19 protein-coding genes, 2 tRNA genes and 1 pseudogene are annotated in these 21,588 nt (G+C 61.8%); 13 read left to right on the top strand and 9 right to left on the bottom strand.

Annotated features, from left to right (window positions below):
• Nucleotides 1–146: 146 nt before the first annotated feature.
• Nucleotides 147–2,594, bottom strand: coding sequence for a 1,4-alpha-glucan branching protein GlgB (gene glgB, locus Thiosp_RS08730; protein WP_242518721.1), 2,448 nt, complete (start codon nucleotides 2,592–2,594; stop codon nucleotides 147–149).
• 327 nt (nucleotides 2,595–2,921) lie between these two features.
• Here glgB and malQ point away from each other — a divergent pair, with 327 nt between their 5' ends.
• Nucleotides 2,922–4,442: a 4-alpha-glucanotransferase gene (gene malQ / locus Thiosp_RS08725; RefSeq protein ID WP_201068081.1), complete on the top strand. Its 1,521-nt coding sequence runs from the start codon at nucleotides 2,922–2,924 to the stop codon at nucleotides 4,440–4,442.
• A gap of 8 nt (nucleotides 4,443–4,450) precedes the next feature.
• On the opposite strand, the gene Thiosp_RS08720 is transcribed toward malQ, so the two are convergent.
• From Thiosp_RS08720 to Thiosp_RS08710, 3 genes are all read right to left on the bottom strand, one after another.
• Nucleotides 4,451–5,074, bottom strand: a complete 624-nt coding sequence (locus Thiosp_RS08720) for a YceI family protein (RefSeq protein WP_201067942.1) — start codon at nucleotides 5,072–5,074, stop codon at nucleotides 4,451–4,453.
• Between the two features lie 152 nt (nucleotides 5,075–5,226).
• Entirely contained in the window at nucleotides 5,227–6,771 is a 1,545-nt protein-coding gene (locus Thiosp_RS08715) for a sensor histidine kinase (RefSeq protein WP_201067943.1), read from the bottom strand.
• Between the two features lie 13 nt (nucleotides 6,772–6,784).
• Nucleotides 6,785–7,483, bottom strand: a complete 699-nt coding sequence (locus tag Thiosp_RS08710) for a response regulator transcription factor (protein ID WP_201067944.1) — start codon at nucleotides 7,481–7,483, stop codon at nucleotides 6,785–6,787.
• A gap of 149 nt (nucleotides 7,484–7,632) precedes the next feature.
• Between Thiosp_RS08710 and Thiosp_RS08705 the strand changes: the two genes are divergently transcribed.
• The 3 genes from Thiosp_RS08705 to Thiosp_RS08695 all read left to right on the top strand — a co-directional run bounded on the left by Thiosp_RS08705 (nucleotide 7,633) and on the right by Thiosp_RS08695 (nucleotide 8,745).
• Nucleotides 7,633–7,709, top strand: a tRNA-Arg gene (locus Thiosp_RS08705).
• A gap of 19 nt (nucleotides 7,710–7,728) precedes the next feature.
• Nucleotides 7,729–7,804, top strand: a tRNA-Asn gene (locus tag Thiosp_RS08700).
• A 533-nt stretch (nucleotides 7,805–8,337) separates the two neighbouring features.
• Nucleotides 8,338–8,745 (top strand): putative hemolysin, encoded by a 408-nt coding sequence (locus tag Thiosp_RS08695; RefSeq protein ID WP_201067945.1) that lies wholly within the window; start codon nucleotides 8,338–8,340, stop codon nucleotides 8,743–8,745.
• Nucleotides 8,746–9,091: 346 nt separating this feature from the next.
• On the opposite strand, the gene Thiosp_RS08690 is transcribed toward Thiosp_RS08695, so the two are convergent.
• Nucleotides 9,092–10,588, bottom strand: a complete 1,497-nt coding sequence (locus tag Thiosp_RS08690) for an ISNCY family transposase (protein WP_323696995.1) — start codon at nucleotides 10,586–10,588, stop codon at nucleotides 9,092–9,094.
• A 232-nt stretch (nucleotides 10,589–10,820) separates the two neighbouring features.
• Here Thiosp_RS08690 and lexA point away from each other — a divergent pair, with 232 nt between their 5' ends.
• The 3 genes and pseudogenes from lexA to Thiosp_RS08675 all read left to right on the top strand — a co-directional run bounded on the left by lexA (nucleotide 10,821) and on the right by Thiosp_RS08675 (nucleotide 14,325).
• On the top strand, nucleotides 10,821–11,270 hold the full coding sequence (gene lexA / locus Thiosp_RS08685; protein ID WP_201065939.1) for a transcriptional repressor LexA: 450 nt from the start codon (nucleotides 10,821–10,823) through the stop codon (nucleotides 11,268–11,270).
• Between the two features lie 127 nt (nucleotides 11,271–11,397).
• Nucleotides 11,398–13,598, top strand: a pseudogene (recD2, locus tag Thiosp_RS08680) (SF1B family DNA helicase RecD2).
• Between the two features lie 10 nt (nucleotides 13,599–13,608).
• Nucleotides 13,609–14,325, top strand: coding sequence for an SOS response-associated peptidase (locus Thiosp_RS08675; protein WP_201065937.1), 717 nt, complete (start codon nucleotides 13,609–13,611; stop codon nucleotides 14,323–14,325).
• Nucleotides 14,326–14,635: 310 nt separating this feature from the next.
• Here Thiosp_RS08675 and Thiosp_RS08670 read toward each other — a convergent pair whose 3' ends face one another.
• Nucleotides 14,636–15,337 (bottom strand): tetratricopeptide repeat protein, encoded by a 702-nt coding sequence (locus Thiosp_RS08670; protein ID WP_201065935.1) that lies wholly within the window; start codon nucleotides 15,335–15,337, stop codon nucleotides 14,636–14,638.
• A gap of 46 nt (nucleotides 15,338–15,383) precedes the next feature.
• Here Thiosp_RS08670 and Thiosp_RS08665 point away from each other — a divergent pair, with 46 nt between their 5' ends.
• The 3 genes from Thiosp_RS08665 to ybaK are packed head-to-tail and all read left to right on the top strand — an operon-like array spanning nucleotide 15,384 to nucleotide 17,917.
• The gene (locus tag Thiosp_RS08665; RefSeq protein WP_201065933.1) at nucleotides 15,384–15,989 is read left to right on the top strand and encodes a YqiA/YcfP family alpha/beta fold hydrolase; all 606 of its coding nucleotides are present in this window, start codon (nucleotides 15,384–15,386) and stop codon (nucleotides 15,987–15,989) included.
• Between the two features lie 60 nt (nucleotides 15,990–16,049).
• Nucleotides 16,050–17,414, top strand: coding sequence for an NAD-dependent succinate-semialdehyde dehydrogenase (locus Thiosp_RS08660; RefSeq protein WP_323696994.1), 1,365 nt, complete (start codon nucleotides 16,050–16,052; stop codon nucleotides 17,412–17,414).
• 35 nt (nucleotides 17,415–17,449) lie between these two features.
• Nucleotides 17,450–17,917, top strand: coding sequence for a Cys-tRNA(Pro) deacylase (ybaK, locus tag Thiosp_RS08655; RefSeq protein ID WP_201063204.1), 468 nt, complete (start codon nucleotides 17,450–17,452; stop codon nucleotides 17,915–17,917).
• Here ybaK and Thiosp_RS08650 read toward each other — a convergent pair.
• Together Thiosp_RS08650 and Thiosp_RS08645 are read right to left on the bottom strand one after the other, a co-directional pair.
• The gene (locus Thiosp_RS08650) at nucleotides 17,899–18,402 is read right to left on the bottom strand and encodes a C-GCAxxG-C-C family protein (RefSeq protein ID WP_201063205.1); all 504 of its coding nucleotides are present in this window, start codon (nucleotides 18,400–18,402) and stop codon (nucleotides 17,899–17,901) included. The genes ybaK and Thiosp_RS08650 overlap by 19 nt on opposite strands.
• Nucleotides 18,403–18,628: 226 nt before the next feature.
• Nucleotides 18,629–19,159 (bottom strand): LysE family translocator, encoded by a 531-nt coding sequence (locus Thiosp_RS08645; RefSeq protein ID WP_242518190.1) that lies wholly within the window; start codon nucleotides 19,157–19,159, stop codon nucleotides 18,629–18,631.
• Here Thiosp_RS08645 and Thiosp_RS08640 point away from each other — a divergent pair.
• From Thiosp_RS08640 to Thiosp_RS08630, 3 genes are all read left to right on the top strand, one after another.
• Nucleotides 19,158–19,685: a hypothetical protein gene (locus Thiosp_RS08640; RefSeq protein WP_242518191.1), complete on the top strand. Its 528-nt coding sequence runs from the start codon at nucleotides 19,158–19,160 to the stop codon at nucleotides 19,683–19,685. The genes Thiosp_RS08645 and Thiosp_RS08640 overlap by 2 nt on opposite strands.
• Nucleotides 19,686–19,843: 158 nt before the next feature.
• Entirely contained in the window at nucleotides 19,844–20,455 is a 612-nt protein-coding gene (locus tag Thiosp_RS08635) for an NAD(P)-dependent oxidoreductase (protein ID WP_201063207.1), read from the top strand.
• A 255-nt stretch (nucleotides 20,456–20,710) separates the two neighbouring features.
• The gene (locus Thiosp_RS08630) at nucleotides 20,711–21,271 is read left to right on the top strand and encodes a TIGR00645 family protein (RefSeq protein ID WP_201063217.1); all 561 of its coding nucleotides are present in this window, start codon (nucleotides 20,711–20,713) and stop codon (nucleotides 21,269–21,271) included.
• Here the strand turns inward: Thiosp_RS08630 and Thiosp_RS08625 are convergent.
• Nucleotides 21,228–21,551, bottom strand: coding sequence for a DMT family transporter (locus tag Thiosp_RS08625; RefSeq protein WP_201063208.1), 324 nt, complete (start codon nucleotides 21,549–21,551; stop codon nucleotides 21,228–21,230). The genes Thiosp_RS08630 and Thiosp_RS08625 overlap by 44 nt on opposite strands.
• Nucleotides 21,552–21,588 lie beyond the last annotated feature (37 nt).

Genomic DNA, 21,588 nt, shown 5'->3' with positions numbered 1-21,588 from the left:
GCCAAAGGGCCTTCCATGCCGACGCACATGCGGACTGCCATGTCGACATTCTTAACAGCGCGGACAGCAGCACCCGCACAGGCAGAACCCTGAGCAGCCTCTTCGCGCTCAAAATCTTCGTGACCAAATGTGACACAGCCGAGAAGTTAGCCCGAATGCCCCGCACCTGCTGCCGCCTTGTCCGGATGATCGGGGTCGAGCTGATTCGATTCGGCATTCGATCCAGCATTCGAGCCAGCCGCGGAAGCACCCGCAGAATCCGCGCTCGTGCCGCCCCCCCCAGTCTCATTCCCGCCAGCAGCCGAGCCGTCAACCGCACCCGAGCTCCCTGATTCAGCCGAACCCGCTTCCTGCCCCGCCGCTTCAATCGCGGCAGGCTGTTCAGTCTCCGCCAGCTCATCGGGCTCCAGTACCATGATCACACCGGCCAGCGGCGGCAAGGCGAGCGGGATGGAATTTTCCCGTCCCATCCAGCTCAGCGCCTCGGAATGCACGCCGCCGCGGTTGCCGACGTTGCTGCCGCCGTAGACGGCGCCATCGGAGTTGATCGCCTCGCGATAGAACCCGGCCCGCGGCACGCCGATGCGGTAGTTCTCGCGCGGCACCGGGGTAAAGTTGAATGCGGTGGCGACGACCTGCTTCTGATCCTTGGATTTGCGTACAAAGCTCAGCACCGACTGGGAGCTGTCGTGGCAGTCGATCCACTCGAAACCGCCGCTGTCGAAATCCACCTGATGCAGCGCCGGCAGCTCGCGATAGAGGCGGTTCAGGTCCGCGACGATCTGCTTGATCCCACGATGCGGCTCGCGCTCGAGCAGATACCAATCCAGCGCCTCGTCGAAGTTCCATTCCTGCCCCTGCGCGAACTCGCAGCCCTGGAACAGGAGCTTCTTGCCGGGGTAGGCGAACATAAAGGTATAGAGCAACCGCAGCGAGGCGAATTTCTGCCAGGCATCGCCCGGCATCTTGTCGATCATCGAGCGCTTGCCATGGACGATTTCATCGTGCGAGAACGGCAGCACGAAGTTCTCGGTGAAGGCATAGAGCAGCCCGAAGGTGAGCAGATCGTGGTGGTAGTGGCGATAGATCGGGTCCTTCTCCATGTAGGAGAGGGTGTCGTGCATCCAGCCCATGTTCCACTTCATGCTAAAGCCCAAGCCACCGAGATAGGTCGGGCGCGACACCTGCGGCCAGGAGGTGGACTCCTCGGCAATCATCAGGGTGCCTGGATGCTGCTCATGGGTGACGGTATTGAGCTGGCGCAGGAATTCCACCGCGTCGAGATTCTCATTGCCGCCATATTTGTTTGGAATCCATTCGCCGTCTTTGCGCGAGTAGTCCAGATAGAGCATGGAGGCGACGGCATCGACACGCAGGCCGTCGATGTGATACTCGCTCAGCCAGTAGAGCGCGCTTGAAAGCAGGAAGTTTTTAACCTCGTGGCGCCCATAGTTGAAAATGTAGGTGCCCCAGTCGCGGTGCTCTCCCTGGCGCGGGTCGGCGTGCTCGAACAGCGCGCTGCCGTCGAAGCGCCCGAGCGCGGTCGCGTCGCGCGGAAAATGCGCCGGAACCCAATCCAGCAGCACGCCGATGCCACGCAGATGCATGTGGTCGACAAAAAAGCGGAAATCATCGGGCGTGCCGAAGCGGGCGGTAGGCGCAAAATATCCGGTGGTCTGATAGCCCCAGGAGGCATCCAGCGGATGCTCGGTCACGGGCATGAGCTCAATGTGGGTAAAGCCCATGTCGTCGCAGTAATCGGCCAGACGCTCGGCCAAGTCGCGATAATTGAGAAACTCGCCCTCCTCCGTGCGCTGCCAGGAGCCGAGATGGACCTCGTAAACCGATAGCGGTTTCTCCTGCCAGTTGTGGCCCGCGCGCGCTTCCAGCCAGGCGTCATCGCGCCACTGGTAGGCGCTCGGCGCATGCAGAATGGCCGCCGTGTCGGGGCGCTTTTGGAAGGCGTTGCCATAGGGGTCGGTCTTGACTAACGGCAAACCCGCCTGGTCGCGAATCTCAAACTTGTACAACTGACCTGGCTCGAGTCCAGGGATGAAAAGCTCCCACACACCGGAGCCCAGGCGCACCCGCATCGGATGCACGCGTCCATCCCATTCGTTAAAGGCACCGACCACGCTAACTCGCGCAGCACTTGGAGCCCAGACCGCGAAAGCAAAGCCCTCGATCCCGTCGATCTGGCACTGATGCGCGCCGAGGAAACGGTAAGCGTGCCAGTGGCGTCCCTCGCCAAACAGATGCAGATCGAAATCTCCCAGCTGGGGACCAAACAAATACGGGTCGTGCTGGGTATGCACCTGGCCTTGCTTGTCGTACCAGTCGATCTGGTAATGGCCCTTAACCAAGTCCGCATCACCCTCCCAGGTGAACAGATCGGTACCAGGCACGCGCTCAAGCTCCACCTTGCCGCCGTTCAATCGCACCCGCTCCGCATGCGGCAAAAATACCCTCACAACAGTTTGGCCATTTTCGAGTTCGTGGCGACCGAGTACTTCAAAAGGGTCATGGTGGCGCGCTTCGACGATCAAGCGCAGCGGTTCCGGCAAATTGCTGGGCGTCTGCTCGACAGTAGCCATGGTGTAAGGGGTCCCGCGGTCGGTGGTCTGACCAGAAGCCGCGCACGCTGCAATCAGCGACGCGCCTGGTCTGTAAATCTCAGCCTGTTGGAAGCAGCAATTGGGCAAGCTGGGTCACGCTCAGCACGCTGGCTTTCCGCGATGCCGACGGCTTGCCAATGCATCCCCAATGTCTCCCGAGTGCATGATGTTACCATAGCTGCATGCGATTCCCGCGCCGCACCCGGCTTGCCGGCCTCGCCCGGCCTGGCCATCAGCCCATGCGCCGTCGCGCGCAAGGTCGGCGCGACCATTGCCCATTTCAGCATCAAAGGGACATTCGCCGGCATGACATCTCCTGAAAAGACCACTGCCACCACGTTGCGCGAGCGGCGGGCTGGCCTGCTGTTGCATCTGACATCCCTGCCCGGCCCAGGCGCCTGCGGCGATCTTGGCGGGGAAGCCTTTAATTTCGTCAATTTCCTCGCCGACTGCGGCCTCAGCGTCTGGCAGATGCTGCCAGTTGGCCCGCCGCAGGGCGACCTCTCGCCCTATCAGACGAGTTCGGCGCACGCCGGCAACCCGCGCCTGATTGGGCTCGACCCCTTGGTCAAATCGGGCTGGCTGGATCAAGTCCCGGACAATCTCGCCGACGACCGCGCTAAGCTCGCCGCGCTGCGGCAGGCGTATCACGGCTTCCGCCAGGTCGCTGGTGGCGAGCAACGCGCTGCATTGGATGCCTTCATCGCCGAAAACATCTACTGGCTGGAAGACTACGCACTGTTCCGTGCCATCAGCGAAGACCGCCACGAGCCCTGGTGGCGATGGCCAAAAGGATTGCGTCTGCGCGAAAACCGCGCCATCAAGCAAGCACGCGGCAAGTTGGCCGATACGCTCGACTACATCCGCTGGGAGCAGTATGTCTTTTTTGAGCAATGGGCCGCGCTGCGCACCCATGCCAATGACCGCGGTGTGAGGCTGTTCGGCGACATGCCCATTTTCGTCGCCCATGACAGCGCCGAGGTCTGGGCGCGACCGAAAGACTTCGACCTCAACCCCGACGGCACAACCCGAGTGGTCGCCGGCGTGCCGCCGGATTATTTCTCAGAGACCGGTCAGCGCTGGGGGAATCCCCTGTATCGCTGGGACCAACTCCAGGAAAACGGCTTTCGGTTCTGGATCGATCGCATTCGCACCCAGCTCAAGCTGTTCGACATTATTCGCATCGATCACTTTCGCGGCTTTGAGGCCTACTGGGAAATTCCCGCAAGCGAGGAATTCGCCATCAACGGCCGTTGGATTCCGGCCGCGGGTGATGCATTGTTCGAGGCACTGGCAGCGGAGTTCGGCGCCCTGCCATTGGTCGCCGAAGACCTCGGTGTGATTACCGATGAAGTCACCGCCTTGCGCAAGAAGTTTGACATGCCGGGCATGAAGATCCTGCAGTTTGCTTTCGACGGCGGCGCCGACAATCCTTACCTACCCCACTTCCACGAGACCGATTCGGTTGTCTATACCGGCACCCATGACAACGACACCAGCCTCGGATGGTTTCGCTCAATCGATGACGCGGGACGCTGGCATCTGGCCGACTATCTCGGCTATCCAGCTGCCCAGACTGCCGGTGACCCGGTCGGCGAGCCAATGCCCTGGCCGCTGATTCGCAGCGCCCTGGCCTCGGTTGCCAACCTCGCCATCCTGCCGATGCAGGATGTGCTGGAACTCGACGGCGCGTCACGCATGAACCGCCCCGGCACCACCAAAGGCAACTGGGCCTGGCGTTTTGATTGGGCGGAAGTAGATGCGGGGCTGGCCGACCGGCTCCGTCATCTGGTCAAGCTTTACGGACGCCGGCCTGGCCTGGACTGAGCCAAAACTCAGTTTTTGCCCTCTGCCGCAGCCGGTACCGCCGGCTCTTTCACGAAGGTCATCACAAAATTGACCGGCACCGCGTGGCTGATGCTATCCAGACCGGCAATTTCGCGCAGTTGCTCGACCCCGTCACTCAGGCCGAATTTCTCTGCATCCACCACCAGCGGCGTGCGACTGGCGACGAAGAGCACATCGGGCGCCACCTTGGCGACCTGCAAATCCATCGTCAGCGGCTGCTCCTGGCCGTGCAGGGAGAGCACCGCCTCACCCGCGAGTTGGCCGATCTCGCCGACTTTCATCGACTCGATCACGCTTGGGTCGATTTTTGCGCTCAGGGTCGCGATCTTGTAGTCGGCGGTGTCGAACAAAATCTCGCGCATGCGCTCGTTGCGAATCGGGACCAGGGTCTCGACGCTGTCGAGCATCAGCTTCAGCGTCACCTGCCCCTGCTCATCGACACGCCCGGTCATCTCCTCAAAGCTGTTGACCTCGGCGATGTGCTGCTTCTTGATGGAGATGTACGACAAATGCGACTGCTCGGGCTTCATGACCCAGTCAGCGACGGCCGGCATGGTGGCGCCCGCGAGCGTGGCGGCGAGTGTCAGCGCGGTAACATGATTTGTTTTCATCGGTATCCCCTGTAGTGCGGTGGTTGTGATGTTCGATCGCCCGGTTTAGGCGTATTTGGTCTTCGCGCGGGAGCAAAACTACTGACGCTATTTCCCATCGCATTGGTCGGGAATATCGGGACGGTCTTGGTCAACCCAAGAGCCGACGGCAATCAACCCATCGCCGGGATGACGATGCTGACCCGCAAACCAGGGCCGTTGTCGTCGAGTTCAAGCCTGGCATCATGCAAGTCGACGACAGCCCGGACCAGGCTCAGGCCGAGTCCGCTGCCCGGGCTCGAGCGACTGTGGTCGAGGCGAAAAAAGCGCTCGCAGACCTTCTCACGCCACTGCGGGGGAATGCCGGGGCCGGAATCCGCGACCGTGACGCGCACCTCCCGGTCTGGACCCGCTGCGGCGGTCGCGCCGCTCGTCACCCCGTCAATCCCTGGTCCGCTTAGTGACCCAGCAGGCGTTGCGGTCGTCTTTTCTGTCGCCAGGCCAGTTGCCGCCCCATTCGCCTTGAGCTCGATCAGCCCTCCCGCTGGGGTGTATTTGATGGCGTTCTCCACCAGATTGGCACAAGCCTGAAACAACAGATCCCGATCACCCACCACCCACAGCTCAGCGGGTACCGTCAGCTCCAATCGCTGCTCCCGGTCTGCCGCCAGCGGCTCGTAGAGTTCAGCAAGATCGCGCACCGAGTCCGCGAGATCGAAGCGCGCGAAGGCGGCCCGCCGGCTGCCTGACTCAATGCGGGCAATCCGCAGCAGCGCGTTAAAGGTCCCGAGCAGTTCTTCGGCATCGGCCACCGCCTCCTCGGCATCAGCCCGCGCGTCATCTGGCAGCTCGCCTTGCACCAGTAGCTCCAGCTTGGCGCGCAGGCGTGTCAAGGGCGTGCGCAAATCATGTGCGATATTGTCCGAGACCTGTCGCACGCTGGCCATCAGCTGCTCGATGCGCGTCAGCATGCGATTGAGATTGGCCGCCAGCTGGTCAAAGTCGTCGCCACTGCCATCGGCCGGCACCCGTCGCGACAGGTCGCCCTCCATGATCTCGCGGCTCACCTGATTGACCGCCTCCAATCGGCGCACCACGCTGGCGCTGATCAGCCAGCCCCCGAGCAGCGCCAGCGCCACGGTAATTGCCAGCCCCGACCAGAGGGCATCCAGCATCAGCGCGCGCACCGCGTTCAGCTCGCGCACGTCGCGCCCCACCAGCAGACGCATGCCCCCACGCAAGCGGAACACCTTGGCGCGGGCCGCCTCGGACCGGTCACGATCAGTCTCCGGCGCCGCGACCGGGTCGCGCACGCGAAAATCCATCCAGCCCGTGGGCGCGATCGGGTCCGGTGGCCAGCGGTTGAGATTTCCTACCAGCGGCTGCCCAGCCCCATTCACTAGCAGATAAAGGCCAGCCCCGCCGGGATCACGCTGCAGGCGTTCAGCAATCACCGCCTTCAGCCCCCCCGGTCCGCGACGCCGATACTGCTCGGCAAGACCGCGAATTTCCGCATTGATGGTGGCATCGGTCTGGCGCGCCATATAGCCCGCCGTCGACCAATAGACAAAACCGAGCAGGAAAATCATGGAGGTCGCGAGCAGCACCACATACAACAGCGCCAAACGAAAAGTGGAGCTTGCAAGAATCGCACGAAGGCGCTCGCGTGCCCGACCACCCACGCGGATCAGCCGGCGAGCCCCGGTTGGCGCCACCATCCGACCACGCCGCTCAGCGCTCCGCCTCAGGCGCATCCGGCACTCGCATGACATAACCCGCCCCGCGCACGGTATGCAGCAGCGGGTAGCCAAACCCCTTATCGATCTTGCCACGCAGCCGACTGACATGAACGTCGATCACATTGGTCTGCGGATCGAAATGATAGTCCCAGACATGTTCCAACAGCATGGTGCGGGTGACCACCTGACCGGCATGGCGCAGCAGATATTCCAGCAGTCGGAACTCGCGCGGCTGCAGCACAATGCGTTCCCCGGCGCGCGTCACCTCGCGCATCAGCAAATCCATCTCCAGATCGCCCAAGCGCAACCGCGTACTCGCCGCCTCGGTCGGTGATGCGCGTCGCATCAGCGCCTCGATCCGCGCCTGCAACTCCGAAAACACCGGCGGCTTGACCAGATAATCATCCCCGCCAGCGCGCAGCCCCTCGACCCGATCGTCCACATCGCCCAAGGCACTCAAAATCAAGACCGGCGTCCGATCCCCAGAAGCGCGCAGCGTCCGAAGAATCGTCAGCCCATCGACCTGCGGCAACATCCGGTCCAGCAACAGCAAGTCGTAGTCGCTCGCCGCCGCCATCAGCAACCCCTCGCGGCCATCCTCAGCCACATCCACCACAGCGCCCATCTCTGCCAACGCTTTCTTCAGATACGCACCAAGCTGCGCATCATCCTCAACCAACAGCACCCGCATCGTTCCGCTCCAGCCGCTCAGCCTAACCGCCACCGCCCAAAACGAGGAGTTTAACCCGCCCTAAACCAAACTGAAGCACCAGCGCACCGACAGACAAAAAATTGCACCTTGACACAGACCACCAGAAAAACCAGAATATGCGGCTCGCAGCGCCCGTAGCTCAGCTGGATAGAGTACCTGGCTACGAACCAGGTGGTCGGGAGTTCGAATCTCTCCGGGCGCGCCACAACAAAAAACCAGTCAAATCCCCGATAGCTCAGTTGGTAGAGCAACTGACTGTTAATCAGTGGGTCCGTGGTTCGAGTCCACGTCGGGGAGCCAAATAAAACAAGGGCTTAACTTCAAACGGAGTTAAGCCTTTTTTCGTTTTTGGCCCTCGGGGTAACGCTGGGGGTAACATTTTGCAGGCGTTAAGCGGTGTTCAGACCTGTTAGTCGGCGGTACCCCCGCATTACCCTCGTTCAACGAGATTCCCCTTAGCCGCCCCCTTCGCTGCGGATCTACCCTCGCTGCCTGTTACCCCGGACCTGTTCTGTTACCCCGGTCCCGCTAACGCTCGCATCGAGAGGCCAGCGGAACCGAACGGCGCCATCTCTCAGCTCTGCGGTTCGGGCTCGCCGGACACCATCGGCCCGTCAATTTCACCAACATCATCCTGCATGATGCCGGATTTGCCGCACCTGAGCCTTGTCCCAAAAAAACCAAGTTCAAGATGGCGGCTTTTGACATGCGCACTTGGCTGATACTCAGTATCCTGAAGACTATCGTTACAGGATGGACGGCACTCATGCTTCGTCACTGTAACCGAGATCGCTATTGATCTTCGATCCACCTCCTTCTGCCTTGGAGATATCATGCACTCGTTCATTCCGTTATTTGGTTCGACCATCGTGGTCTGCAGCCTGATGGTCTCCACAGTAATCGCGGACGACAGAGACCCAACCAAACTCGCCAACCCGGCTTCAGCGCATTGCCAAAAGACAGGCGGTGAACTGTCTATCCGCCAGCGTGCAGACGGCGGCGAATACGGGGTCTGCCTCTTTGAAGACAATCGCCAGTGCGAAGAATGGGCTCTGTTGCGCGGCGAGTGTCCTGCCGGCGGGCTGAAAATCACCGGCTATGACAACGAGGCCGAGATCTACTGCGCCATCACTGGCGGCGAGGTGGACATGGCCGCCAAGACTTGCAAAACACACCAGGGTATTCTTTGCGATTTGACGGCCTATTTCAGCGGGCTCTGCCCGAAACCCGCTTCCCCATAGACGGTCACTCGGACTGATGGGGCTGGTTGGTCATCGATTCATGACCGCTAGGTCGACCGGAATCGCCTCACGCGGGAGATCGTCAAGGGGTACGCTATTACCGCACCACCTTGGGATCGACTAAGAATGTGACGCGCATGACCCAACTCGCCTACATAGTGCCTGGCCGAAAAGTCGATTTTTTCGCAAGGCATACCCGGCTGCGGCCGAGTTAAACACGGAATGTCGACGGCTTTTTTCGGTGCGAGCGGCACCGAAATCTGCGTATTAATAATGATTCTTAAATGCGACAAAATTAAGGCAAACCGATCCCTCGGGCCGTCTCACGGCACCCGGCGGAATCGCCTTAAGCGGCGCGTTTGAGTTGTCGGCGCCGACGGCGTTCGGCCTCGGCATCAGCGGCGATGAGGATGGCGCCGAGGCGGTGGATGTTGCGCCCAAGCACCGCGAGGGCGACATAGCGCTCGAAGCCGTCCGCGCCATGATCGGGACAGCGGTCGAGGCCATGGGCTTCGAGCGCATTGATGGCTGATTCAACCGCCGAGTGCCGGCGTTTGCGCCGGCGGAATGCGGGATCTTGCTCGCGCTCACGCTCGGCGGCGTTGCACTTGCCTTTCTTGGGCAGCACGGGGAAGTCGATCACCTCGGCGAGTTGCTTTTGGTTGCTCGGGCTGTGAAAGCCTTTGTCGAAACTGAGGCTTTTGATGCGTGGGTAGCAGGCTTTGAGGTGGGTGGCGATGGGTACGGCAACTTGGTCATCGGTTTCACCGAACATCACCCGATGCTGGAGGATGAAACCAAACTGATCCTCGCTGATGGCCACGCGCACGCCAAGCTCGACCGGGGTGCTGGCCTTGCCTTTGCTGACCCACTCGGTATGAGGCTCGAAGATGGAGAAGACCTTCTCGGCATGGGGGATGCGCTCGCCCTGCAAGACACGGCGATCGATCTGTTCGATGAACAGTTCGGCATAGTCGATGTAATCATTGAGCGCGGTGAACTGTTCGGCTGGGACATGATGGAACACCACGAGCTTGTAGCGGGTGTCCCGGGCGCGAGTGAGGAACTGCTCGGCAATGTCGAGGTAAGCGCCGTAAGCGGCATCGATCTCCTCTTCGCGTGCCGCACGCTTGGCTTCATCCTTGGAGGTGGAGCGCTTGAGTTGCTGCACGCGCCGATAGGCTCGTTTCAAGCAACGGATGTTGTAGGCGCTCTGGCGCCAGTCACTCAGACCATGGTCGCTGCAGAAAGCCGCCGAGGTCTCGATGGTCTTGCGCACGGCGTCCTGGAGCAGATTGATGTCGGTGGGGAAGTGCACATCGGTTTCAACGACGAAGGAATCGCAGCGCGCTTCCAGCGGGGAGTCCGGATGCGGTTTCACCAAGTCATGTCCAGCCTTGACCACCACGGCATTGATGCCCGCGAGCAGCTCCGGGGTGAACAGGCGCAGGTTGTCTTTGAGAGTTTGCAGGCTGTAGCGATGCTCGTCGGCCCAGTCGCTGTGGCCGAGCATCTGGCGCACCAGGCGATGCTGGTTGGCGAGTTCTTGCACCCGGTCGTAGTCGGCATTCAACCCCAAGCGCAAGGTGCCCAAGACCAGAATGCGCCATTGCGACATGCCCGGACGCCCGGTCTGGGCACTGACGAACTCCTCGCCGTCGGCGCGCACCGGCAGTACATCGGCGAGGATGGCGAAGACCTCATTGCGCAGCGCCTCGGTGGTGTAGATGTGCTGCAAGCCCCGTAGCAGGCGCGGGATGTCATCGCGGGAGAAGCAGTCGAACTGGATGGCAGCGATGTCGCATTCGCCAAGTTGCATCTGGGCACGAAGGATGTCACGCATGGGAGAAGCTGGTATGAACGAAGTTTGGGTTGATGGGACAGTGCAGCGCGGCTCGATTGCCCGCCGGCAAAGCCAGTATTCTTAATGCATTCAGTTGCTTGCGCTTCTTCCTGCCATCGCCACAGGATACGCCGGGGTTAAGGGAGCAAGAAATTGACTAAACTTCACCAATCGTTTCGTATTCTAACGCATTGTCTTTGCTTGTGAAAATCACTTTTCGGCCAGGCACTACATAATCCCCCACCGCCTCACCGCGCCAGCTTGGAGCGCTGATCTCGAGCCTGTCGATCTTGAGCTAGAGGCTGGCGTCGCCCTGCCCCTGCTCGGCACCATCGCCGCCGGCTTGCCCATTGAAGCCATCGAGGATCCCGAGACCGTCAGGGTCCCCTCGCACATGGCGCGCAAGGCCAGCTATGCGCTGCGGGTGCGCGGGCATTCGATGACCGACGATCACATCCAGGACGGTGACATCATCATCGTCGAGCAACGCCAGAGCGCGGAGAACGGTGAAACCGTGGTCGCCAAGATCAACGGCGACCAGGTCACCTTGAAACGCTTCTACATCGAAGCCGATGGTATTCGGCTACAGCCGGCCCATCCCGACATGGCGCCGATCATCTTGCGCCATGAAGAGCTCGAGATTCTTGGCATTGTTACCGGGGTGATGCGGCTGGCGGCTTGATGGACGTGCGCCAGGACTTCCCGCTCTGACAAGCGGTGCGAAGTCCTGCTGAAGCCTCGCCGATGATTCGCCGAGCGCCACCGCTTTTGGCGCGCAGCCAATGTGCGGCTTCTGAGACAATCCCCCCATGTCCGACTCGGCCGCCCCGACCTATCACACGGATTCCCCTCTCGACACCCTCGCCGGCCCGGTCGAGCGCGTCACCTTCCACAGCCCCGAGAGCGGCTTCTGCGGGTCAAGGTCCGCGGCGAGCGCGAGTTGGTCACCGTCATCGGCAACGCCGCCCAAGTCGCTCCCGGCGAGCACATCGACGCGCGCGGGCAATGGACCATCGATGCCCGCCACGGCCGGCAGTTCAAGGCCAATGAGCTGCGCGTGGTTCCCCCCGGCACCCGCGAAGGCATCGAGCGCTATCTTGGTTCCGGGCTGGTCAAAGGCATCGGCCCGCATTTTGCCAAGCGCCTGGTCGATGCCTTTGGTGAAAGTGTCTTCGACATTATCGAACAATCCCCTGATCGCCTGCGCGAGTTGCCCGGCATTGGCAAGAAACGCCAGGAACGGGTCACCCGCGCCTGGAGTGAGCAGAAGGTCATCCGCGAGATCATGGTGTTCCTCCAATCCCATGGCGTCGGCACCGCGCGGGCGGTGCGCATCTTCAAGACCTATGGTGAAGCGGCCATCGAGCGGGTGCGCGGCAATCCCTATCGCCTGGCGTTGGATATCCGCGGCATTGGCTTCAAGACCGCCGACCAGTTGGCTGAGCGGTTGGGGATACCCCGCGACTCACCGCTGCGCGCCCGCGCCGGTGTGCGCCATGTCCTGCAGGAAATCGCCAGCGATGGCCATTGTGCCGCCTGGCGCGAAGCGCTGGCGGAACGCTCGGTCAAGCTGCTGGAGATCGAGGCCGCCGGTATCGAAGAGGCCATCGACTTGGAACTGTCCGCCGGGCAGTTGGTCGCGGAAACCGTCGAGGAGCGAGCGCTCCTCTTTCTGCCCGCGCTGCACCGCGCCGAAGCCGGGGTGGCCGAGTCCTTGATCCGCCTGCGCGCGGGCTCGCCACCCTGGGGGATGATCGATATCGCCCGCGCCTTGCCCTGGGTCGAAGCCCAGACCGGACTGCGTTTGGCCGAGTCGCAAAAACAGGCCGTCAGCCAGGCGGTCACCGGCAAATGCACCCTGCTGACCGGTGGTCCCGGGGTGGGCAAGACCACGGTGGTCAACTCCATCCTGCGCATTCTGCGCGCCAAGGGTGTCAAAGCCACCCTGTGCGCGCCGACCGGACGCGCGGCCAAGCGGCTGTCGGAATCCCCCGGCCAGGTGGCCAAAACGATTCACCGCGTGCTGGAGTTCGATCCCAAGACGCTGGACTTCAAGCACAACGCGGACAATCCGCTGGACACCGATCTGCTGGTCTGCGATGAGACCTCCATGGTCGATGTCAGTCTGATGCATAAGCTGCTCAGCGCCCTGCCCTCCTCGGCCGCGGTGCTGTTGGTCGGAGATGTTGACCAGTTGCCCTCGGTCGGACCGGGCGCGGTGCTGGCCGATGCCATTGGTTCCGGCGTTTTGCCGACGGTGCGCTTGACGGAGATCTTCCGCCAGGCGCAGACCTCGCAGATTATCGTCAATGCCCACCGCATCAATGCCGGGCAGCTTCCCCAGGTCCCCAACCCACCACCGAACGACAGCGACTGGTATGTGATTCGCAGCGAAACCCCGGAGCAGATCCAGGAACGGCTGCTAAAAACGCTCTGCGAGCGCATCCCCGCGCGCTTCGGGCTGGACCCGATTCGCGATGTCCAGGTGCTGACACCGATGAACCGCGGCGGACTCGGCGCGCGGGCGTTGAATGTGTTGCTGCAACAACAGCTCAATCCCCATGCCCAGCCACGCATTGAGCGCTTCGGCTGGACCTTCGCCCCGGGCGATAAGGTGATCCAAAACGTCAATAATTATGACAAGGAGGTTTTCAACGGCGACATAGGTCGGATACTGACCATCGACATTGAGGAAAGCGAGGTGCGCATCGCCTTCGATGAACGCCAGGTGATCTATGAGTTCGGGGAGCTCGATGAGCTGGCGCTGGCCTATGCCACCAGTGTGCATAAGGCGCAGGGCTCGGAGTATCCGGCGGTGGTGATTCCGCTGGCGACTCAGCATTACATGCTGTTGCAGCGCAACCTGCTCTATACCGGAGTAACGCGTGGCAAGCGGCTGGTGGTGTTGATCGCGCAGCCGAAGGCCTTGGGCATGGCCGTCAGACAGACCGGCGGGCAGCGGCTGACGCGCTTGCGGCAGCGGTTGGTTGCAGCGAGCGAGGCGCGTTGAGGACAGGCCGATGTGCGGACGTTTTGCGCAATGTTTCGATGTGCAGGCGACGGCGGACTGGCTGGAGGCGCAACCGCCGGCTGAAACTCCGCCGGCGCGTTACAACATCGCGCCGGGCAGCCGGATTCTCGCCTGTCGCGTCCAAGCGGACAATCAGCGCGAACTTGCCTCCTTGCATTGGGGTCTACTGCCGAGCTGGGCCAAGGATCGCAAGCTCGGCGTCAAGACCTTCAACGCTCGTGCGGAGACGGTGGCGGAGAAGCCGTCCTTTCGCGCGGCGTTTAAACATCGGCGCTGTTTGATCCCGGCCGATGCTTTCTACGAATGGCGGACCACGCCCAACGGCAAGCAGCCTTTTGCCTTTCGGCGCCGGGACGGGCGGCCGATGACCTTGGCCGGGCTGTGGGAACAGTGGACTGATCCAAGTTCGGGTGAGCGTGTTGAGAGCGCGACCATCATTGTCACCCAAGCCAATGCCACCATCGCCGCCGTCCATGACCGCATGCCGGTGATCCTTGATCGCGCGCACTGGGCTGAATGGTTGAACCCTGACAATCAGAGCAAGACGCAACTGACGGGGTTGCTGCAACCCTGTCCAGGGGAGGAGATGATCGGCTATCCCGTCACCCGGTCGGTTGGCCAGCCGCGCTTCGATGCACCGGAATGTTTGGCGCCGACAGGCCCGCTGATCTCCGCGACGATTGGACAGACCGATTCCATCCGCTGATGCCAGGGATTCGGTTCGTTTCGCGCCATGCCGCCCGCGCCGATATTCCCAGCCTCAGATCACAGCTTTGCAAACCGATCGCGCCGGATCGCATATGGGGACTTGACAAACCGACCGCAGCTTATAAACAGGCCCAAAGATAAACACGCTCCGCGCCCCATTTCGGATTTTAACCCTTGCACCTTATTGGAATGGGCAGCAAGAAAAAAACTAAAACAGTCACTTACAGACTGAAACAATTCTGACCAATCGAAAACGACATGCGTCGGGACAAGGGTTTAGAAGCGATGTGACAGCCTTGCCCACAGAGTTATCCACAGGCTTGGTGGATAAGGGGAATTTTCAAAAGGCTCTCGGGAACTTGCTGATCCTTGCTAGGGAAAACCTGAGTTTCCGCGTCGAAGTGAGGCGAGCCATCTTGGTGCACCCACCATGAGCCGGGCCGCGAGGGTGCCTCAGGCCGGCTGACCGAAGGCCTCGCGAAAGGGCCCCAGGGTGGCGCGTTCAGGCGACCAGTCGGTGATGGCGAAAACGACGTCATCGAACGCGCGGGGAAATGTCTGCTCCAGATGGGTGCGGAAGGACGCGGCGGTGCGGCGAGGATCGATGCGCCGGATGGCTTGCTGCCAGGCGACGCGCTGGCCCCGGGCCTTGTGTCATCTCCGCGCAAAGTGGCATCAATCGCCGATTGACCGAGCGCGGCGGCCTGGTCGCGGGGGATTTGCAACTCGCGTCGGCGCGCCTCGGCGTGGTCGGGTGAATCCAAGCAGGGTAGATAGTGCAGCTTCATCTCGGAGCATCTCTTGGGATCAAGGTCCCCTTCCTTGCGGTGCAGGTAGGCGTGAATGCGCGCAGCCCCTGTTTCAGGCGGGCGGTCCGGCAGGGATTGAACGATTTCGTGGGCGCGGTTCCAATCGCCCTTGGCATCAAACCAGAGCGCGGCCAGGCAGAGGTGCTCGGTGACGGGACAGGTCGCCGCGTTCAGGCTGTTCAGAAATGCGGGATAATCCATGGTGGCTTCATGTTTGCTGGCGCTTGGGTTTGCCGAAGGAGGCAAGATGATTATCGCGTACTTGCATGGGTTCGCCAGTGGCCCCAGGTCGCACAGCCCAAAGCTGGCGCTGCTGCGTGGCCTGGGTCATGAGGTTTACTGCCTGGACACGCAGGGCGATTACCGCCCGGAGGATTATGCGCGCGCGGCCGAATCGCTGCTGCAAACAGCGCCGCCGCTGGATGTGCTGGTGGGTAGCAGTCTGGGCGGCTTTTGGGCGCGCCGGTTGGGTGTTCAACTCGGCTGCCCATGGGTGGGGCTGAACCCGGCGCTGCGTCCTTCGGTGACGCTCGCGCAATTTCAGGGCCGGCTGCAGCGGTTCGATGTCGCGGCGCCCTTCGACTGGTCCGTGGAAGATGCCTTGGCCTATCGTCCCCTTGAGACCGACACCGCGACCATGCCGGAGTTGTCCGCGCAGCCGCACCACCCTCCCGGACTGATCATTCTCGCCGAGGACGACGAGGTCGTGGATGCCCGGGAAACCCAATCGCTGGCGACGGACTGCGAGGTCCTGTTGCTTGCCCATGGCGGACATGATTTGGCCAACACCAGCGACTACGCCGAGGCTCTGTCGCAGTTCTTCGCTTCTATTCAAGCGCGAAGGCCGGTTTGATACGCAGTAGAGTAGCAAAGCAAACACCGCACTTTTTCCATCTTTCAGCCGATCCATCCAATGATGTTCACATCCATCAATCCCACCACCGAGGCTTGCATCGAGCAGGTCGCCGCCTTCGATTCACCGCGAATTGAGCAGGCCTTGGCCGCCGCGCAGGGAGCCGGCGTGCTTTGGGCCGAAACACCCCTCGCTGAGCGAACTCGACTGCTCGTCTCGGTGGCTGAGCGGCTACGGACTCAGCAAGAGACCCTGGCGACCCTGATAACCACCGAGATGGGCAAGCTGCGTACCGAGGCATTGGCGGAGATCAACAAATGCGCCTGGGTTTGCGACTACTATGCCGAGCACGCCGAGGGCATGTTGGCCGATGAATTGATCGACACCGATGCAGCCCGCAGCCTGGTGGCCTATCAGCCGCTCGGGGTCTGGTTGGCGATCATGCCCTGGAATTTTCCGTTCTGGCAGGTGTTCCGCTGTGCCGCGCCGGTGCTCGCCGCCGGCAATCCGGTGCTGCTCAAGCATGCCTCCAATGTACCCGGTTGTGCCTTGGCGATCGAGCGGCTGTTTCGCGAGGCCGGAGCACCGGCGGGCCTGTTTCAAACCCTGCTTATCGCGGGCAACCAGGCCGAGGTGCTGGTTAGCGATGCCCGCATCCGTGGCGTCAGCCTGACCGGCAGCGAGGCCGCCGGCCGGCGCGTGGCAGCCGCCGCGGGTGCCAGCATCAAACCGTCGATTCTGGAGCTTGGCGGGTCGGATGCCTTTGTGGTGCTGGCGGACGCCGATGTCGAGCAGGCCGCGACCGTGGCGGCCAAGGCGCGTTTTCTCAACGGCGGACAGAGCTGCATCGCCGCCAAGCGCTTCATCCTGGTGCCAGAGAGTGCCGATGCCTTCCTGGCGGCGTTCAAGGCAGCGGCGGAGGCTCTGATCCCTGGTGATCCCCTGCTGCCCGAGACCACACTCCCGCCCCTCGCCCGCTCTGATCTGCGCGATCAGTTGCATGCCCAGGTTCAGGCGAGCATTGCCAAGGGCGCGCGCTTGGTGACCGGTGGTGCATCATTGGAACGACCTGGCTGGTTCTATGCCCCGACCGTGCTGGATGCTTGCGCGCCGGGGATGCCGGCGTATCACGAGGAGCTCTTTGGCCCGGTGGCCGCCATCATCCGCGCGCGCGATGAAGCCGATGCCCTGCGCCTGGCCAACGACTCGGACTTTGGCCTCGGCGGCAGTGTCTGGAGCCAAGACCGCGCGCGTGGTGAGGCCCTCGCGCGGCGCATGCAGTGCGGCTGTGCTTTCGTCAATGACATGGTCAAAAGTGACCCACGCCTTCCCTTCGGCGGCATCAAAAATTCTGGCTACGGGCGCGAGCTGGGGCTCTTGGGGATCCGCAGCTTCTGCAATGCCAAGACGCTGTGCATCCAGTAGCCCGGTTTGGACCGGCCCCAATCGCGCATCCATTTATGACACCCGCCATCGACACCCTCAAGCGCCTGGGCATCGCCCACCGGGTGCATGCCTACCACCACGACCCTGGCGCCACTGCCTATGGTCAAGAGGCCGCCGATCAACTCGGGCTTGACCCTGCGCTGGTGTTCAAGACCTTGGTCGTCAGCCTCGATACCAAAACCCTGGTGGTGGCCGTCGTGCCGGTCAGTCGGCAACTGGGTTTGAAGGCGCTCGCCAAGGCAGCCGGCGGCAAGAAGGCGGCCATGGCGGAGAAGGCGAAGGCGGAGCGTAGCACCGGTTATCTACTCGGAGGGATCAGCCCGATTGGGCAAAAGCGTCGCCTGGGCACCTTTGTTGATCGCAGTGCCGAGGCGTTGGATCGCCTGTTCGTTAGTGCTGGTCGGCGCGGTCTGGAGATTGAGCTCAGCCCGGCCGATCTGCAGCGGGTCACGAACGCCCGCTTTTATGACCTGGTCTCCTGAGCGGCCTCGGGCTGCAGGAGTTCATCCAGCAACTGCACGGCTGTCGCCACGAAACTGGGGCAGCGCTCTTTGAACACCCCGGCGTCACGGGCGCCCTGATAACCGGCATCCTCGGCCAGGTCAAAACCGAGCAAGTCGCGGCATTGATTGCTGCCGTGGTGATCGATGAAGCGCTGCTGTAGTGCGCGCGATTTTGCGTAAACACGGTCCTTGGCGGCGGGATCAGGCTCGCACGGGCCGTATTCCAGCCCCAGCACCAGCGCCGCTCCGGCCAGGGTGCCGCAAGTGCCGCCCATGCGCCCGATGCCACCCCCGAGTCCAGTGGCCAGGCGCATCGCCAGTGCCGGGTCGATTCCATAGCGCTCGGCATAGACGGACACCACCGCCTGGGAGCAATTACAACCGGTGCAGAAGCGCTCCAACGCCTTCAGGTCGGCTGTGGTTGATACGTCTTGGTGATCGGAGGAGGTGGAATTCGACGTCATGACGCCATCCTGCCAGTCCGGTGCCGCGGCTGGCAAGCCGCTCTGCGGGACGCTGTTTGCTGTTCCCGATTGGCTGCCGTCACAACCCTGGGAGCTGCTGGGGCGGTCATCTGGTTTTCGAAGTTGGGTCGGGCTGGACTGTGCGGGCTGGTTCGCGAATGATCGGTGGCTGACATGTCCACCCGATGAGGCGCTGACACCAAAGACACCAAGCCGAAAGATCGCCTCAGCCCGCCGTTGAGACGATCAGCGACCCACCCGCGCCAAGCAGGAGCACGCCAGCGCCGCGTTGGCCGATCCGTCGCATGCGCCTGTCTTGAACCATCGTGGCCAGCTTGCGCGCGCTGAACGCATAGAGCAGTTTCACACCACCGACGCTCGTTATTGTGACGGCCATGACAGCCACCACATCCGCTGCGGCAAGCTGATCGGTTGGCATCACCAAGGGAAAAATGCTGGCATAGAACAGAATCGCTTTGAGGTCGCCCAGCGTTAACACCAGTCCAGCGAGAAGGCTCCTAAGCAGTCCCGATTGCGTGACGAGGCTTGGGTTGACGCTGTCGCGCGTCGACCGTGATAACAACAGTGTGCCGCCAAGCCATAGCAGGTACAGGCCGCCGAGCACCTTGATCAGCACGAACAGTCCGCCCAAGCGCTCGGCTAAGGCCGCCAACCCAAACAGCGCGGTGGCGACAAAGAGGAGGTCGCCCAGGACGATCCCGCAGGTGACGGCGATACCCTGGGAAAGACCGCCCATGGCCGCGCGCGTGACGACCAATGCAACGCTGGTGCTCGGCATGGCGGCCATTGCCAGCATGATGGCAAAGAGGATCGATAGATCGCCAATACTCATGGTCAAATTCAATCCGGTGATGGACGTCTCAACAGCAGACCCGGCGCCGAGATTCTCGCATCCACCGCACAGTCACGACCATCTTCAGGGGTTGACCATGCCATTGCCACCAACGTCCTTGCCTGCCATCTTGTCCACAACCACCCTCGCCTTCTTCCTGATGACCACCAGCGGCCTTAGCCTTGCGTTGGAGCCACTTGTCAAACAAGGCAGCTGTCCCAGCGGCTACCGCACCCAGGGTGATTATTGTGTGCCGGGTTCCGGCGCGCGGGGTGCCTTGCCGAAATCCGGCAACTGTCCTGCCGGGTACTACACCAGCAGCAATTACTGCGTGGCAGGCAAGAATGCCAAACCCGCCATCGAGAAGGTTGGCTCAAGCTGCCCGGCGGGCTGGTATACCAGCGGAAACTATTGCGTGCGTTCACGCTAATGGTTCAGCAACGCAGTCAAACTTCGCCTTGCGGTCGCTGCCCCCCGCATTAAGGAGTGGCATTCCTGGCACTTCCAAGCACGCTCTTCGCTGTTCGGACCTCGTGTTATCGTAGCACCCAAACTGACCGTGACTGACTGAGCAGAAGGGTTTATCTAATGCATATTGCTCTCTTCGGCGCAACCGGAGGCACCGGGCGCGAGGTGCTGGCACAAGCCCTGACGCAGGGCCATCGTATCCAGGCCCTGGTGCGCGATCCAACCCCTGTGCCCGCACAGGATGGGCTCACGCTGGTTCCCGGTGATGTCCTGGATGCGACCGCGACCCGGCAGTGCATTACTGGAACGGATGCTGTGATTTGCGTGCTGGGCTCGAAACCAAAACAGCCGCCGATCGAGGCGCGCGGCACGGCGGTGATTATCGAGGCCATGCAGGCGAGCGCGGTGCGCCGGCTGATTGCCGTCACATCCATGGGCGTCGGCAACAGCCGTCGCCAGCTTAATCCGCTGTTTCGCTGGATCATGGACCTGAGCCTCAAGGCCATCATGCAGGCAAAGGCGGAGCAGGAGCAGCTGATCCGCGCCAGCGGCCTTGACTGGACCATTGTGCGCCCGGGCGGACTTACTGATGGCCCGCGCACCGGGCGCTACCGCCATGGTCTGGATAAATCCATCAAGGGTGGGCGTATCAGTCGCGCGGATGTCGCCGAGTTCGTCCTCGCCCAGCTAGATGATCGCCACTACTGGCAGAAGACGCCGGCGGTGACTTGAATCCCCGGTGGGCGGCCGACCAACTTGGAGCGGGTTAACCAGCGTTTCCTCACGACCGTCCTGGCGTTAAAGCCCCGGAACGATCCTGCCAGTGCCTCGCGGCGCACCGATCAGGGCGCTCAGGCAGATCGTTCAGGCCCGCATCGGTTCCCCGCTGAGAAGCCTACTGGCCCATCCGACACACCTGCGAATGCCGCACTGCACCACGCCCCTCCCTCACGACCAAGCTCGCTGCCAAGCAACGCGAGGCCAAAGATGATCGAGCGCATGATCGAGAAGTCCCTGTTCGCATCCCGCTGGATTTTGGCCCCCGTCTATCTCGGGCTCAGCTTGGTGCTTGTTGCCCTGGGATTAAAGTTTTTTCAGGAGATTTTCCACCTTTTCCTCCATCTTTGGACGATGAAGGAGACGGCGTTGATTCTCACCGTGCTCACGCTCGTTGATCTGGTGCTGGTCGCCAGCCTGGTGGTGATGGTGATGTTCTCCGGCTACGAGAATTTTGTCTCCAAGATGGACATCGACGCGGACAGCGAGAAGCTGGGCTGGTTGGGCAAGCTCGACCCCAGCACCCTGAAGCTGAAAGTGGCGATATCCATCGTCGCGATTTCGTCCATCCATTTGCTCAAGGCGTTCATGAACGCCGAGCAGATCGCCAACGACAAACTCCTCTGGTACGTCATCATCCATCTCACCTTCGTTGTCTCGGCGGTCTTGATGTCGGTGATGGACAAGATATCCTTTTCGGCCCACCGCGATCACTCGCTGATGACCGCTAAGCCGACGCCAACTTCAGGCCAAGAATCCCGACCAGGATGAGCCCAACAAAGAAGAACCGCGCCACAGTGGCCGGCTCGCCAAATAAGATCAATCCCAGCGCGAAGGTTCCGACGGCGCCGATACCGGTCCAGACGGCATAGGCGGTGCCCATCGGGATTGTCTTCTGCGCTAGCAACAGCAAGGCGCCGCTCGCCGTCATGCAAAGGATCGAGAAGGCGATCCAGCCCCAACGCAGACCAGCATCCGAGAGCCCTAGCTTGAGCCCGACCGGCCAGCCCCATTCGAAGACTCCCGCAATGATCAAATAGACCCATGCCATCTCCTAATTCTATCCCTTAGTCGCGATTTTGAAGGAA

It is taken from the genome of Thiorhodovibrio litoralis (genome assembly GCF_033954455.1).
Classification (GTDB): Bacteria; Pseudomonadota; Gammaproteobacteria; order Chromatiales; family Chromatiaceae; genus Thiorhodovibrio; species Thiorhodovibrio litoralis.
This window is presented reverse-complemented; position numbering and strand designations above follow the sequence as displayed.